Source organism: Rhizobacter fulvus (assembly GCF_964020785.1).
In genome coordinates this window covers 5255508-5270823 of the sequence record NZ_OZ224516.1, presented here as the reverse complement: position 1 = coordinate 5270823, position 15316 = coordinate 5255508, and the positions used below count along the sequence as shown (strand labels likewise).

7 protein-coding genes are annotated in these 15316 nt (G+C 69.1%); 5 read left to right on the top strand and 2 right to left on the bottom strand.

Translation table 11 applies throughout. The features are described 5' to 3' along the window. Both ACWH49_RS24900 and lpdA read left to right on the top strand, forming a co-directional pair. Entirely contained in the window at positions 1-573 is a 573-nt protein-coding gene (locus tag ACWH49_RS24900) for a hypothetical protein (protein WP_056463275.1), read from the top strand. A gap of 2 nt (positions 574-575) precedes the next feature. Next, positions 576-2351, top strand: coding sequence for a dihydrolipoyl dehydrogenase (lpdA, locus tag ACWH49_RS24895; protein WP_448173880.1), 1776 nt, complete (start codon positions 576-578; stop codon positions 2349-2351). An 81-nt stretch (positions 2352-2432) separates the two neighbouring features. Here the strand turns inward: lpdA and ACWH49_RS24890 are convergent, their stop codons facing one another. Then, positions 2433-3923, bottom strand: a complete 1491-nt coding sequence (locus ACWH49_RS24890) for a TolC family outer membrane protein (protein ID WP_448173879.1) — start codon at positions 3921-3923, stop codon at positions 2433-2435. 196 nt (positions 3924-4119) lie between these two features. Between ACWH49_RS24890 and ACWH49_RS24885 the strand changes: the two genes are divergently transcribed. Both ACWH49_RS24885 and ACWH49_RS24880 read left to right on the top strand, forming a co-directional pair. Then, the gene (locus ACWH49_RS24885; protein ID WP_448173878.1) at positions 4120-4947 is read left to right on the top strand and encodes a transglutaminase-like cysteine peptidase; all 828 of its coding nucleotides are present in this window, start codon (positions 4120-4122) and stop codon (positions 4945-4947) included. A gap of 21 nt (positions 4948-4968) precedes the next feature. Further along, a complete protein-coding gene (locus ACWH49_RS24880) occupies positions 4969-6900 on the top strand; it encodes a bifunctional diguanylate cyclase/phosphodiesterase (protein ID WP_448173877.1) in 1932 nt (643 codons plus the stop codon). Positions 6901-6909: 9 nt separating this feature from the next. Here the strand turns inward: ACWH49_RS24880 and ACWH49_RS24875 are convergent, their stop codons facing one another. Then, positions 6910-15084 carry a VCBS domain-containing protein gene (locus ACWH49_RS24875; protein WP_448173876.1) on the bottom strand — a complete coding sequence of 2725 codons (8175 nt, stop codon included), beginning with the start codon at positions 15082-15084 and terminating at the stop codon, positions 6910-6912. Here ACWH49_RS24875 and ACWH49_RS24870 point away from each other — a divergent pair. Further along, positions 15052-15288 carry a hypothetical protein gene (locus tag ACWH49_RS24870; RefSeq protein ID WP_448173875.1) on the top strand — a complete coding sequence of 79 codons (237 nt, stop codon included), beginning with the start codon at positions 15052-15054 and terminating at the stop codon, positions 15286-15288. The two genes, ACWH49_RS24875 and ACWH49_RS24870, sit on opposite strands and share 33 nt — an antisense overlap. Positions 15289-15316 lie beyond the last annotated feature (28 nt).

Genomic DNA, 15316 nt, shown 5'->3' with positions numbered 1-15316 from the left:
ATGACGACGGTAGTGGTGGCCCGCAAGGGCAACACCGTGGCCATCGCGGCCGACACGCTGGTCACGTTCGGCGACACGCGTCTCGGTCACGGCTACGAAGCGAACCTGAAGATGTTCAAGGTCGGCGATTCGTGGATCGGCATGGCCGGCACGACCGCGCACTTCCCGGTCGTGCGGCGGGCGCTGGCGTCGCTGCCGCCCGAAGAGCTCAAGCTGCACTCGCGCGACGAGGTGTTCGAAACCTTCCTGAAGCTGCACCCGAAGCTGAAGGAGAACTTCTTCCTCAACAGCAAGGAGGAAGACGCCGACCCGTACGAGAGCTCGCAGTTCACCGCGCTGATCGCCAACCACGCGGGCATCTTCGGCATCTACTCTTACCGCGAGGTGTTCGAGTTCGACCGCTTCTGGGGCATCGGCACCGGGCGCGCGTTCGCGCTCGGGGCGATGTATGCGAGCTACGACAAGGCCAAGACGGCGCGCGAGGTCGCCGAGACCGGCGTGCGCGCCGGCTGCGAATTCGACAAGAACTCCAGTGGACCGTTTCACGTCCACACCCTCAAACTGAAAGGCTGAACATGGCCATCATCGACATCAAGGTGCCGGACATCGGCGATTTCAAGGACGTGGCGGTGATCGAGGTGCTGGTCAAGCCCGGCGACACCATCAAGGTCGAGCAATCGTTGCTGACCGTGGAAAGCGACAAGGCGTCGATGGAGATCCCGTCGTCGCACGCCGGGGTCGTGAAGGAGGTCAAGGTCAAGGTGGGGGACACGGTCAACGAAGGCTCGGTGATCGTGTCGCTCGACGCGGAGGGCGCGGCAGCTGCGCCTGCCCCTGCGCCCGCCGCTTCGGCCCCTGCGCCGGCCGCGGCACCGGTGGCCGCCGCGACGCCGGCGCCTGTCGCGTCCACGTACGCCGGCGGTGCCGACGTCGAATGCGACCTGGTCGTGCTCGGCGCTGGCCCGGGCGGCTACTCGGCTGCGTTCCGCGCCGCCGACCTCGGCATGAAGGTCGTGCTGGTCGAGCGCTTCGCGACGCTCGGTGGCGTGTGCCTGAACGTCGGCTGCATCCCGTCGAAGGCGCTGCTGCACGTGGCCGCGGTGATGGACGAGGTCAAGCACTTCGACAGCTACGGCATCACCTTCCAGCCGCCGGCGATCGACCTGGCGAAGCTGAAGACGCACAAGGAAAAGGTCGTCGGCAAGCTGACCGGCGGCCTGGCCGCGATGGCGAAGATGCGCAAGGTCACGGTGGTACAGGGCACCGCGGCGTTCCTCGACCCGTTTCACCTCGCCGTCGATTTGGCGAAGGGCGGCAAGCAGACGATCAAGTTCAAGCAGGCCATCATCGCCGCCGGCTCCGAGGCCGTGAAGCTGCCGTTCCTGCCGAAGGACGATCCGCGCGTCGTGACCTCGACCGGCGCGCTCGAACTGCGCCAGAACCCGAAGCGCATGCTGATCGTCGGCGGCGGCATCATCGGCCTGGAGATGGGCACGGTCTACTCGACGCTCGGCGCGCGGCTGGACGTGGTCGAGATGCTGGATGGGCTGATGCAGGGCGCCGACCGCGACCTGGTCAAGGTCTGGCAGAAGATGAACGCGCCGCGCTTCGACAACATCATGCTGAAGACCAAGACGGTGGGCGCCGAAGCGACGAAGGACGGCATCCTGGTGACGTTCGAGAACGCCGACGGTTCGCCGGCGGCGGTCAGAGAACAGCTTTACGACCTGGTGCTGCAGGCCGTCGGCCGCATGCCGAACGGCAAACGCATCGGCGCCGACAAGGCCGGCGTCGCGGTCACTGACCGCGGCTTCATCCCGGTCGACATCCAGATGCGCACCAACGTGCCGCACATCTTCGCGATCGGCGACATCGTCGGCCAGCCGATGCTCGCGCACAAGGCGGTCCACGAGGCGCACGTGGCCGCCGAGGTGGCGGCCGGCGACACCAAGGCGGCGTTCGATGCGCGCGTGATCCCGAGCGTGGCCTACACCGACCCCGAGGTCGCGTGGGTCGGCGTGACCGAGGACGAAGCCAAGGCCAAGGGCATGAAGGTCAAGAAGGGCCTGTTCCCGTGGAATGCGTCGGGCCGCGCGATCGCGAACGGGCGGGACGAGGGCTTCACCAAGCTGATCTTCAGCGAGGAGACCCACCAGATCGTCGGCGGCGGCATCGTCGGTACGCACGCCGGCGACATGATCGGCGAGCTCGCGCTGGCGATCGAGATGGGCGCGGACGCGTTCGACATCGGCAAGACGATCCACCCGCACCCGACGCTGGGCGAGAGCATCGGCCTGGCCGCCGAAGCGTTCGAAGGCGCGTGCACCGACCTGCCGCCGGTCAAGCGCTAGTCGGCAGACCGGCGCGCCAAGCAGAAAGGGGCCTCGCGGCCCCTTTCGTTTTCTTGCCGACGTGCTCGGCACCGCGCGCGATCAGGGCTTGCGCACCGGCGCGATGGCGTCGACGGGGCGCTGCAGCGGCGGGACGTCAGCCGCCATCTTCTGCGCCCGCGCATCCAGCTCGCTGCGGTCCACGACGTTCGCCAGGTCGGCGACGATCGCCGGGCAACGCGTCGGCGCGTCGTCGCTCTGGTCCCAGCCCGAGGCGTCGTCGGCGACGTTCGACGTGCGGCTGATGCCGAGCGTGCGGCCCAGCTGGTCCATCGCCGCGTGGGCGCGCGCATAGGCCAGCCCCAGGTCGTGCTCGGCGTTCGCGTACGCACGGCGGGCGGTGTAGACCTCGTTCTCGGCGTTCAGCAGGTCCAGCAGGCTGCGCTGGCCGATGTCGAACTGCTGGCGGTAGGCGTCGCGGGCCTTCTCGATCGCGAGCGTGTTGCGTTCGAGATAGACCAGCTGATCGACCAGCTTGCGCGTGTCGTTGTAGGCGATCGAGGCGGTCTGGCGCACGTCGCGGCAGGTCTTGTCGCGCAGGTCGGTGGCCTGGCTGAGCAGATTGGCCTGCTGGCGCACGCGGGCCGTGTCGGCGCCGCCGTTGTACAGGTTCCAGTTCAGCACGATCTCGGCGGTCGCGTTGCGGGTCTGGTCGAGCAGGCTGTCGACGTTGCGGCCGGCGGCGCCCCGCACCCGCGCCTCGACGCGCGGCTGGAAGGCCGAGCGGCGGCCGTCGGCCAGTGCGCGCGCGGCGCGCAAGGCCTCGATGCTCGCGCTGACGGCGGCGCTCTGGCGCACGGCGAGCGCCATCGCCTCGGCCGGCGAGGCCGGCAGCCCGGCCTTCAGCATCGCGATCGTCGGCAGGTCTTTCGGCGGCGCGCTGCCGACGATGCGCTGGTAGCGCTGGGTCACGTCGTGCAGGTTCGCGACTTCGGTCGTCAGGTTCGATTCGGCCAGCGCCACCCGCGCGCCGGCCTGCTCGAGGTCGACGCCGCGGCCGACGCCGGCCTTGAAGCGCGACTGGATCTGCAGGTACGCGGAGCGATGCTGCACGTAGTTGTCTTCGGCGAGTTGCACCAGGCGGCGGTAGCGCTGCACGTCGAAGTGGGCGCGCGCGGCCTCCAGCGCCGTCTGCTCGGTGGCGTCGATCAGCTCGAAGTAGCGCGCCAGGCGGTCGTGGCCGTAGCGGGCGACGTCGTTGCTCGTGCCCAGGCCGTCCCACAGCAACTGCGTCAGGTTCAGGCCGACCTGGCGGCGCGTCAGCGTTTGCCCCTCTTCGGGCAAGCGGCCGGTGAACCGGTCGTGATCGCGCGCGACGCTGGCGTTCAGGTCCACACGGGGCAGGTAGGCGGCGCGGGCCACGTCGACGGCGTCGACCGAGGCGCGATAGGCGTTGAAACGCGCCGTCACTTCGGGATTCGTGTTGACGGCCTGTTCGACGGTCTGGCGCAAAGGGTCGCGCGTTTGCGCCAGGCTCGTGCCGGCCGCCAGCAACAGCGTCAGGGCGCCGAGCGTCAATCGATTCGTCTTCATGGTCCTCCGGACTGGGTTGTGCGCGCCTTGATCGACGCGCATTGGGGCCCGACGCCCCGCCGGAATTTTCGACGCGCGCGCCCGAATGGAACGCGCAGTGATGCGTGCCAATGACGCCCGGCGGCGCACTTTGTCACGCCGGGTGCCGTGTCTTGGCCAGATAAGCCGCGCCGTCGGCAGCGTGCTGCGCTGATCCGTGGCCCGCCCGGTCCATGTGGCGCTCAAGTCGCGCGCCGCGCGGACGAGAACGATGGGGACGAACCAAGCCTGCGACGTGACCTTTCCCGCAACAGTCCTCCCCGCCGCCTCGCCCGGCACCCTCTGCGCGAGACCGGCGCGGCGCGCATCCGCGCGCGTTTTGCGGGCAGGGCGGCGCACGGTCGTGGGGGTGCTTGCAGGGATCGCGCTGCTCTGCGGCATGGTCGCCGCGCGGGCGTTCGATGTCGAGGCGATGCTGCGTGCGTCGCAGGCGCGCGGGGCCCAGGCCCACGCCGGCGCGCGCGCGTTGCAGGGCCTGCTGGCCAGCCTGGACGGGCAGGACGAGCCGGCGCGGCTGGTCGCGATCAACCAGTTCTTCAACCGCCGCATCCAGTTCGCGCCGGACACGGAGGTCTGGGGTCAGATCGACTACTGGGCCAGCCCGCTCGAGACGCTGGCGCAGGGCCGCGGCGATTGCGAGGACTATGTCATCGCGAAGTACTACGGCCTGCTTGCCGCGGGCGTGCCGGTGGCGCACCTGCGCCTGGTCTACGTGCGCGCGACGCTCGGCGGGCCCGGCGGCGAGGTCCTTCCGCACATGGTGCTCGCGCACTACGCGACGCCGGGCGCGGAGCCGTCGATTTTGGACAATCTCGTGGGCGATATCCGCCCCGCGTCGCGCCGGCGCGACCTGGAGCCCGTCTTCAGCTTCAACGGCGACGGCTTGTGGCAAGGTGTCGGGGCGAACCGCGCCGGCGACCCCGCGGCGCGCTTGTCGCGCTGGCGTGAGGTGCAGGTGAAGGCGCGTGCCGAGGGTTTCGATTGATGATTGAAGAGTGAGCCACCGATGTCGCTGATCCGTCAGATCTGGTTGTTGTTGCTGGGCACCTTGTTGCTGGCGTTCGTCGCGGGCGTGACGGTCAACGTGACGGGCGCGCGCGACGCGCTGCAGACCCAGCTGAGCCTGCAGAACAGCGACAACGCGACCGCGCTGGCGCAGGTCATGACACAGCAGAAGGGCCAGCGCGAGCTCATGGAGCTGGCCGCCACGGCGCAATTCGACACCGGCTACTACCAGCGCATCCGGCTCACCGGGGTGGACGGGAAGCCGCTGTTCCTGCGCGAGGCCGCCAGCAAGCCGCTGCGCGCGCCGGCCTGGTTCGCCACGCTGGTGCCGATCGCCTCCGTGCCCGGTACCGCCCAGGTCTCGGACGGCTGGCGCGCGATCGGCACGCTCGAGGTCGTCAGCCAGGTTGCGTATGCGCATGACCAGCTGTGGCGCAGCAGCGTGCGCTCGGCGCTGGCGCTCGCGCTGGTCGGCCTGGTCGCGGGCGCGCTGGCGCACGTGGGCGTGCGGCGCATCCGCAGGCCGCTGACGGCGACGGTGGCGCAGGCAGAGTCGTTGCAGCGCGGCGAGTACCTGCGGGTGCCGGAACCGAGCGTGCCGGAACTGCGCCGGTTGACCGTGGCGATGAACTCGATGGTGGACCGGCTGCGCGGCGTGTTCGAGTCGCAGGCGGAGCAGGTCGAGGCCCTGCGCAGGCAGGCCGGTGGCGACGCGCTGACCGGCCTGGCCAACCGCGCGCACTTCCTCGCGCAGCTGAACGCGTCGCTGCAGCGCGAGGACGGCAGCATCGCCGGCGGCCTGGTGCTGCTGCGCGTGCTCGACCTGGCCGAACTGAACCGGCGGCTGGGTCGCCCCGGCGCCGACCGCCTGATCGCCGCCATCGCGCAGACGCTGCACACCTACACCGAACGCGTGCGCGGCGCGTTCGCCGGCCGCCTGAACGGCTCCGATTTCGCGCTGGCCTTGCCGCTCGGCGGTGTCGCGGCCGAAAGCGCGCGCGCGGTCGTCGAACTGTTGCGCTCGGCCCTGCCGGGGCTGGATGCCGGGGCAGCCGTGGCGGCGGGGGCGATCGAGACGCGCCACCGGGCGGTGCTGGCCGAATTGATGGCCACGGCCGACCTGGCACTCGCGCGCGCCGAGAGCGCCGGCCCGTTCTCCGTCGAGGCCGGCGACGCCGCCGACGCGCCCTGGCTGCTGCTCGGCGAGCGCGGCTGGCGCGAGCGCGTCCGCGAGGCACTCGTCGCGGGCCGCGTGCGGTTGGCGCCATACCCGGTCGTCGACGCCCAGGGTCGCCTGATCCACCTGGAATGCCCGCTGCGCATGCAGCTCGAGGAAGACGGCCGGTTCGAGGCGGCAGCCTACTGGCTGCCGCTGGCGATGCGCAGCCGCCTGACCAGCGAGGTCGACGAGCGCGCGCTCGCGCTCGCGCTCGAGGACATCGCCCACGACGGCCAGCCGCGCTCGATCAACCTGTCGCCCGCGTCGCTGGCGGACAGCGGTTTCGCCGCCCGTCTGCGGGCCGCGCTGCAGGCCATGCCGCGTGAAGCCCGGCTGGTCTGGATCGAGATCAACGAGGCAGCCGCGGTCGAGCACTTCGATCTGGTGCGCGAACTGGGTCGTCAGCTGCGGCCGACCGGCGCGCGCTTCGGGCTGGAGCACGCCGGCGAGCATCTCGGCGAGATCGAGCGCCTGTTCGAGGCGGGGCTCGATTACGTGAAGCTCGACGCAGCCGTGGCCCACGGCGTCGCGCTCGACGCCACCCGCGCCGGCTTCGTGAAGAGCCTGGTCACGCTGCTGCACAGCCTCGCGATCCAGGTGTACGTGGAAGGCGTCAACGACGAGCACGACGCCCGGGCGCTCCATGCGCTGGGCGTCGATGGCCTCACCGGCCCGGGGGTCGAGACGCCGGCCGGCGCACCGGCCCGTGTCTGACCCGCTGGTTCAATCAACCACCAGCTTGCCCTTGCTCAGCAGGTCCTGAATGATCAGCTGATCGGTGTTGAGGGCGCCGCCGTTGGTCAGATCGACGCCCGTGAGCACGATCTTCTCGTCGGCGCTGCTCGTGCCGACGCCGTGCGATTTCACTTCGATCGTCGTGGTTCCGGCGCTCGTGGTGAAGTGCAGGAAGTCGGTCAGGTTTCCGTTGGGCTGGAAGGCGTTGTGATACTCGCCGATCAACAAGTCGCGCAGATCGAGCACGTCGCCGCCGGAGGAGGCCGCGGCCTTGTTGAAGTCGGTGATCGTGTCGACCGCGGGCGACGCCGACGTGCCCTGTTCGTTCAACGTCCACGCGAAGGTGTTGCTCGAGGTGTCGGTGCCCGTGCCCGTGCCACCGGTCAGGGTGTCGCTGCCGGCGCCTCCCCAGAGCACGTCGCTGCCGGCGCCACCGATCAGAATGTCGTTGCCGGTCCCGCCGGCGAGCACGTCGTTGCCCCCCAGGCCGTTCAGGGTGTCGTTGCCGCCGGACGCGGAGATGACATCGGCGCCCGCGGTGCCGTTCAGGAGATCGGCTCCGTTTCCTCCCATGATCCCGCCCGTCGTGGTTTCGGTCAGCGTGAGCGTGGCGGTGCTGTAGCCGCCGTGTTCGTCGGCCACCGTGTACGAGATGGCCGGTGCGGTCCCGGTGTAGCCGGCCAGCGGCGTGAACTGGTAGTTGCCGTCCGCCTCCATGCGGAAATAACCGACGCCGGCGATCGTCACGCTGTCGGTCGTGTTGTCGAGGACCCCGACGCTGTCGTAGGTCGGGTACGTCGTGCCGTTGACGGTGAAGCCCGTCACGTACAGGGTGTGGCCGTCGGCATCGGTGTCGTTGGTCAGCACATTGCCGTGGACCACCACGTCGCGGATTGCGGTCACGGCGTCGTTGAACGCCACCGGCGCGGTGTTGGGGGCAATGACGTTGAGCGTCACCGGGGTGATCGTGGTCGCGACCGAGCCACCCAAAGTTTCGGTCGAGGTGGCCTTGTAATTCAACGTGAAGCTGCCGGTGTACCCGGCAGGTGGGGTCACCGTGAGGGCCGAGTAGGTCCAGCCCGTGATCATCGCCACCTGGTTGCCCGCAGTGGCCGTGAAGCTGTGGGTGCCGTCGCTGATCGACGCACCGATCGGGATGCCGGTCACGGCGAGAGCCAAGGCTTCCGAGCCGTCGGTGTCCACCAGCGCGACCGAGGGTTGCGGCAACTGCGTGGTGGTGTTCGTGAACATCGTGTTCGCCGACAACTGCAATGACAGGTTGTCCATCACGCCACCGAGCGAGTTGGAATCCGTCGCCTGGAAGGTCAAGCGGGTGGTACCCGTGGCGGCGGCCGCCAGGTCCAGCTCGAAGTGGGTCCATTCGCTGGTGTCGGTGTTCAGCGTGGCCACCTTGACGCCGCCCCAGAACACGTCCATCTGCGCCGTGCCATAGGCCGGTATCAGCCCTTGGGAGCCGATGTTCTGGTTGTTCAGACGCTCCGCAAAGTCGAAGGACAAGTGGTAGACCTGCCCGGCTTTGGTCGAGACATCGGTGTAGAGATTGGATGCCGCACCCGCGTTGGACTCGAGCTCGATGACACGGTTGGAACTGCCGTTCTGCAGGTATTCGCCCTCGGCATAGACTTCGATCGTGCCGCCCGTGTTGTTGGTGCGCCAGGCGCCGCCGTTCATGTCGGTGGCATAGCGCGTCCAGGCATTGGGTCCGCTCAGCGAGGTCAGTTCGTCGAGGCTCGAGGAACGGAGGAAGCTGGCCGTCGTCAGGGACAGCGTTGGCGCGTCTGCGACCGGGGCGATGTCGAGTGTCATCGTGCCGGTGTTGCTGGTCAGGCTGCCGTCACTCGCGGTGTAGGTGAACTGCGCGTAGTCGGCCTTCATGTTGCCCAGGCCAGCCGCGTAGCCGGTTGTTCCGGATGCGTTCAGCGCCGGCGCGAAGCGCAGATTGCCAGCGTTGACATCAGCGTAGGTAAAGCTGCTGCCTGCCGCTACGGCCGTCCAACTGGTGCCGTCGAAGTGCTGGAGGGTGCCGCTAACCGGCAGCGTCGAGATCTTGATCGACAGGCTGCTGTTGGCGCTGTCGACGTCGCTGACGCCGAAGTTGGCCCAGGTGAGAACGAGCGGCGTGTCCTCGGTACCTGTCACCGCGCCGCTGGTGACCGTCGGTGCGTCGTTCGTGCCGGTGATCGTCAAGGTCAACGTGGTCGACGAGGTGGCGCCGGCGGTGTCACGCATCGTGTAGGTGAACTGCTCGGTGGCGGTCTGGCCGGCGGCCAGCGCCTCGGCGGCGGGGCGGTTGGCCAGGTAGGTGTAGCTGCCGTCGGCCTGCATCGTCAGCGTGCCGTAGGTACCGGTCAGCGGTGTGCTCACTGCGCCGGAGGTGGCGCCGAAGGCCACGCCCGTGACCTGGCGGGTGTCGCCGGCATCGACGTCGGTGTCGTTGCCGAGCACGCCAGGGGCGACGGAGGTGAACAGCACGTCTTCGGTGACGGAGGCCGCATCGGCGACCGCCACCGGGGCGTCGTTGGCGCCCTGGATCGTCACCTGCAGCGTGGTCGTCGAGGTGAGCCCGGCGGCGTCGCGCACCGTGTAGCTGAAGGTGTCGAGCAGGGTGTTGCCGGCGGTGCGCAGGGCCTGCACGGCGGCCAGGCTGTTGTTGACTGCGTAGGTGTAGTTGCCGCTCGCGTCGAGCGTGAGCGTGCCGTACAGGCCGGTCGTGCTGCCGCCGACGATGCCCGCGCCGATGCCCGAGACCGCGGAGACGGTCTTGGTGTCGCCGACATCGACATCGGTGTCGTTGGTCAGCACATTGCCGCTCGGGTTGGTGCCGGCGATGGCGTTGGCGACGCCGCCGGCTTCGACGGCGATGGTGCTGTCGCTGACGGCCATCGGCGCGTCGTCGACGCCGGTGACCGTGATCACCAGGTTGGCCAGGGACGAGGCGCCCCGGTCGTCGATCACCTGGTACGGCACCGTGACGACCTGGCTCTGCCCTGCGGCGAGCGACTGGTAGGCCGCGTTGCTCGGGTCGAAGGTGTAGCTGCCGTTCGAGTTGAAGGTCAGCCCGGCCGGAGCGGCGCCGGTCAGTGCGAAGCTCAGCACTGCGCCGGTGTCGACATCGCTGCCGGTGACCGAGCCCGAGACGACCGGCGCATCTTCCGCGACCGTGAAGCTCGCGCCCGGCGAGGTCGGCACGTCGTTGGTGCCGTTGACCGTGACGACCACCGTGCGCGTGCTGCTGCCGTCGGCCGAGGTGACCGTGAAGCTCTCGGTCAGCGAGGCGGTTGCGGGCAGTGACTGCACGTTGGCGGCCGCGTTGTTCAGCGTGTAGGTCCAGACACCGGCGGCCGTCAGCGCGAAGGTGCCGTAGGTGCCGGGCGTACCGGCCTGCGCGATGAAGCTGGACTGGCCGGCGTCCGGGTCGGCGATGGTCAGCGTGCCGGTCGAGACCAGCGTGGTGTCTTCCTTCACGGTGCCGGTCAGCGGGCCCGAGATCACCGGCAGATCGTTCGTGCCGGTGACGGTGATCGTGACGGTCGTGGTCGAGCCGTCGGAAAGTTGGACGGTGATCGGCTCGCTGACGACCTGGCCCTGCGCGAGCGGTTCGGCGCGGGCGTCGAGCGTGTAGGTCCATTGGCCGTTGGACTGGAGCACGAGCGAGCCGTAGCTGCCGCTGATCGTGGCCGGCACAAAGGCCAGCGTGGGGTTGTCGACGTCGGTGGCCGTGAGCGTGCCGCTGACAGTGGGCGAGGTGTTCTCGGTGACCGCACCAACGCCCGCAGAGATGACCGGCGCATCGTCGGTGCCGGTGATCGTGACGGTGACCTGCGAGGTCGTGCCATCGACGCTGCGAACCGTGAAGACCTCGTTCGGCAGCGTTTGGCCAGCGCCGAGCGCCTGCACGGCCGGGTCGGCGTTGTTGAGCGTGTAGGTCCACACGCCGGCCGCATCGATGCTGAAGCTGCCGTGGGCGCCGGCAATGCTGGTCTGCGGCAGGAAGGCGGACTGACCCACGTCGGCATCGCTGACGGTGAGCGTGCCGCCCGTGGTCAGGGTCGTGTCTTCGACGGTTGCGCCGGTGGCTACGCCGCCGATCACGGCCGCGTCGTTGGTGCCGGTGACGGTGATCGTGACGGTCGTGGTCGACCCGTCATTGAGCGTGACGGTGATCGGCTCGCTGACGACCTGGCCCTGCGCGAGCGGTTCGGCGCGGGCGTCGAGCGTGTAGGTCCATTGGCCGTTGGACTGGAGCACGAGCGAGCCGTAGCTGCCGCTGATCGTGGCCGGCACAAAGGCCAGCGCCGGGTTGTCCACGTCCGTGGCGGTCAAGGTGCCGCTGGTGCTGGGCGAGGTGTTCTCGGTGACCGCACCGACGCCCGAAGAGATGACCGGCGCGTCGTCGGTGCCGGTGATCGTGACGGTGACCTGCGAGGTCGTGCCATCCAGGCTCTGAACGGTGAAGACTTCGCTCGGCAGCGTTTGGCCAGCGCCGAGCGCCTGCACGGCCGGGTCGGCGTTGTTGAGCGTGTAGGTCCACACGCCGGCGGCGTCGATGCTGAAGGTACCGTGGGCACCCGCAATGGCGGTTTGCGGCTGGAAGCTCGACTGGCCCGCGTCGGGATCGACAACGGTCAACGTGCCACCGGTGGTGAGCGTCGTGTCTTCGACGGTTGCGCCGGTGGCCACGCCGCCGATGACGGCCGCGTCGTTGGTGCCGGTGACCGTGATCGTGACGGTCGTGGTCGACCCGTCATTGAGCGTGACGGTGATCGGCTCGCTGACGACCTGGCCCTGCGCGAGCGGTTCGGCGCGTGCGTCGAGCGTGTAGGTCCATTGGCCGTTGGACTGGAGCACGAGCGAGCCGTAGCTGCCGCTGATCGTGGCCGGCACAAAGGCCAGCGCCGGGTTGTCCACGTCCGTGGCGGTCAAGATGCCGCTGGTGCTGGGCGAGGTGTTCTCGGTGACCGCACCAACGCCCGAAGAGATGACCGGCGCATCGTCGGTGCCGGTGATCGTGACGGTGACCTGCGAGGTCGTGCCATCCAGGCTCTGAACTGTGAAGACTTCGCTCGGCAGCATTTGGCCGGCGCCGAGCGCCTGCACGGCCGGGTCGGCGTTGTTGAGCGTGTAGGTCCACACGCCGGCCGCGTCGATGCTGAAGCTGCCGTGTGCACCGGCGATGCCGGTCTGCGGCTGGAAGGCGGCCTCGCCGGCGTCCGGATCGACGACCGTGAGCGTGCCACCGGTGGTCAGCGTCGTGTCTTCCACGGTCGCGCCGGTGGCGTTCCCGCCGATGACGGCGGTGTCGGGTACTGGCGTGACGTTGATCGTCAGCGTGTTCGGCACCGTGTCGAAGGCGCCGGCGCTGTCCTGCACGCTGAAGGTGAAGTTCGCGTAAGGCGAGCCGTTGGCATCGGCGATGGGCTTGAAGACGAGCAGACCCGCGGCGATGTCGGCGGCCGAGATGACGGCGCCGGCGGCCACGGCCACGCCGTTGAGCAGCAGCGTGCCGGCGGCAGGCAGGGTGTCGATGCGCACACCGGCCAGGGTTTGACCGGCATCCGCGTCCGCGAACCCGAAGTCGGCCGTCGTCACCGTGTACGACCCGTCTTCGTTGATCGCGTGCGTGCTGTCGGCGCCGGTGGGCGGCGTGTTGCTGCCGACGTTGACGGTGACGGTGGCGGTGCTGGTGCCGCCCTGGCCGTCGCTGATCGTGTAGCTGATGACGACCGGGCCGGTGACGTTGGTGGCCGGCGTGAAGTTCAGCGTGCCGTCCGGGTTGACGGTGACCGTGCCCTGGGCCGGGTTGGTCAGCACCGCGGTCGTGACGGTGAGTGGATCGCCGTCCGGATCGGTGTCGTTCGGCAGCACCGGGATGTTGCTGACGGCGGTGTTGATCGGCGTGGATGCGATGTCGTTGCTCGCGATCGGTGCGTCGTTGGTGCCGGTGACCGTGATCGTGACGGTCGTGGTCGACCCGTCGTTGAGCGTGACGGTGATCGGCTCGCTGACGACCTGGCCCTGCGCGAGCGGTTCGGCGCGGGCGTCGAGCGTGTAGGTCCATTGGCCGTTGGACTGGAGCACGAGCGAGCCGTAGCTGCCGCTGATCGTGGCCGGCACAAAGGCCAGCGTGGGGTTGTCGACGTCGGTGGCCGTGAGCGTGCCGCTGACAGTGGGCGAGGTGTTCTCGGTGACCGCACCAACGCCCGCAGAGATGACCGGCGCATCGTCGGTGCCGGTGATCGTGACGGTGACCTGCGAGGTCGTGCCATCGACGCTGCGAACCGTGAAGACCTCGTTCGGCAGCGTTTGGCCAGCGCCGAGCGCCTGCACGGCCGGGTCGGCGTTGTTGAGCGTGTAGGTCCACACGCCGGCCGCATCGATGCTGAAGCTGCCGTGGGCACCAGGGATGCCGGTCTGCGGCTGGAAGGCGGCCTCGCCGGCGTCCGGATCGACGACCGTGAGCGTGCCACCGGTGGTGAGCGTCGTGTCTTCGACGGTTGCGCCGGTGGCCACGCCGCCGATGACGGCCGCATCAGGAACCGGCGTGACGTTGATCGTCAGCGCATTCGGCGCCGCGTCGAAGGCGCCGGCGCTGTCCTGCACGCTGAACGTGAAGCTCGCGTACGGCGACCCGTTCGCATCGGCGACGGGCACGAAGACGAGCTGTCCGGCGGCGATCACGGCGACCGGGATCAGCGCCCCGGCGGTGACCGCCACGCCGTTCAACAGCAGCGTGCCCGCGCCGGGCAGGGTCTCGATGCGGACGTTGGCGAAGGTTTGGCCGGCGTCGCCGTCGGCATAGCCGAAGTCGGCGACCTGCACGGTGTACGACCCGTCTTCGGCGATCGTGTGGACGCTGTCGGTGCCGGTCGGTGCGGTGTTGGGGCCGACGGTGACGGTGACGGTCGCCGTCGCGGTGCCGCCCTGGCCGTCGGTCACGGTGTAGCTGATGACGACCGGGCCGGTGACGTCGGTGGCCGGCGTGAAGTCCAGCGTGCCGTCCGCGTTGACCGTGATCGTCCCCTGGGCCGGGTTGCTCAGGACCGCGGTGGTGAGGGTGAGCGGATCACCATCCGGATCGGTGTCGTTCGACAGCACCGGGATGCTGACCGGTGTGTTGATCGGCGTCGTGACCTGGTCGTCGATCGCCACCGGCGTGTCGTTGACCGCGCCGACCGTGATCGTCAGCGTCGAGGTCGTCGTGACGGTGCCGTCGGTCAGCGTGTACGTGACCGGCGGCACCGGGCCGTTGTAGTTGGGCGCAGGGACGAAGGTGTAGCTGCCGTCGGGGCCGATGGTCAGCGTGCCGATGCCCGGAATCGTCGCGCTCGTGCCGGCCGGGTAGGAGACGCCGTCGATCGTGTACTGGGTCAGCGTCAGCGGGTCGCCGTCGACGTCGCTGTCGTTGCCGAGCACGTTGCCGGATACCGGGGTGTCTTCGAGCGTCGCGACGGTGTCCGGCTGCCCGATCGGCGCGTCGTTGACCGGCGCGAGATCGATCACGACGCCGCCAGGTACCGTGACGCCGCCGTCGGTGACGGTGTAGCGGAATAGGCCGACCGGCGTGCCGGGCGTGTAGTCGGTGGGCGGGACGTAGGTCAGCCCGGTGAGTTCGCCCGGGGTCAGCACGCTGCCGATCGTCACGGGCGTGCCGTCCGACTTCACGAGTTCGCCGATCAGCGGCAACTGGGTCACGCGGATGACGGCGGCCTCGCTGATCCCGGTCGGCGCGGCCAGGCCGAGGTTGACCGGCGCACCTTCTTCGAACGCCTGGATCGTGGTCGTGTCGGCGGCGATGGCTCGCTCGGCTTCGCGCTCGGCCACGCCGATCGGCTCGATGAAGACGCGCTCGGAGGTGTCCGGGAAGGACATCGACGCCGGCGTCACTGCCTCGGTGATGCGGGCCACGCGCAACCCGGGCAGCAGATCGCCACTGTCGCCGCCCGTCAGGCCGGCAGCGGTCGCGTCGGTCGGTTCGGGCTGGTTCAGGCCGGTGATGACACGGTCGATCTCGGGCGTTGCCGGCGCTGCGACAGCGCGCGCGACGGGCGCGCCGTCGTCCGGGGTCAGCTGCACGATGCCGTTCTGCGAGGTCAGGATGACATCGCCGCGATGCACGAGATCGCCGAGATGCAGCGCGTGCATCTTGCCATCCTCGCCCAGCAACAGGGCAGTGCCCCACAACCCGGAGATACGGCCTTGAAGAGTTTTGACGATGGTCGGCATGAGTCGGCTGAATGGGCAAGGAAACGGATAAGCGAGCCTATTTCAGTCGACCTTCCTTATGTGCGCGCAACACGGACACAACGTGAAGCCATTCACCTAAAGCCGGACTTCGCGCTTGCATAGCGCAAGGCGATTCGGCGTATTTCGGACA

Coding starts and splice junctions, on each gene's coding strand:
- ACWH49_RS24890 (WP_448173879.1), bottom strand. CDS start 3,923: ATGAAGACGAATCGATTGACGCTCGGCGCCCTGACGCTGTTGCTGGCG.
- ACWH49_RS24875 (WP_448173876.1), bottom strand. CDS start 15,084: ATGCACGCGCTGCATCTCGGCGATCTCGTGCATCGCGGCGATGTCATC.
- lpdA (WP_448173880.1), top strand. CDS start 576: ATGGCCATCATCGACATCAAGGTGCCGGACATCGGCGATTTCAAGGAC.
- ACWH49_RS24900 (WP_056463275.1), top strand. CDS start 1: ATGACGACGGTAGTGGTGGCCCGCAAGGGCAACACCGTGGCCATCGCG.
- ACWH49_RS24870 (WP_448173875.1), top strand. CDS start 15,052: ATGCACGAGATCGCCGAGATGCAGCGCGTGCATCTTGCCATCCTCGCC.
- ACWH49_RS24880 (WP_448173877.1), top strand. CDS start 4,969: ATGTCGCTGATCCGTCAGATCTGGTTGTTGTTGCTGGGCACCTTGTTG.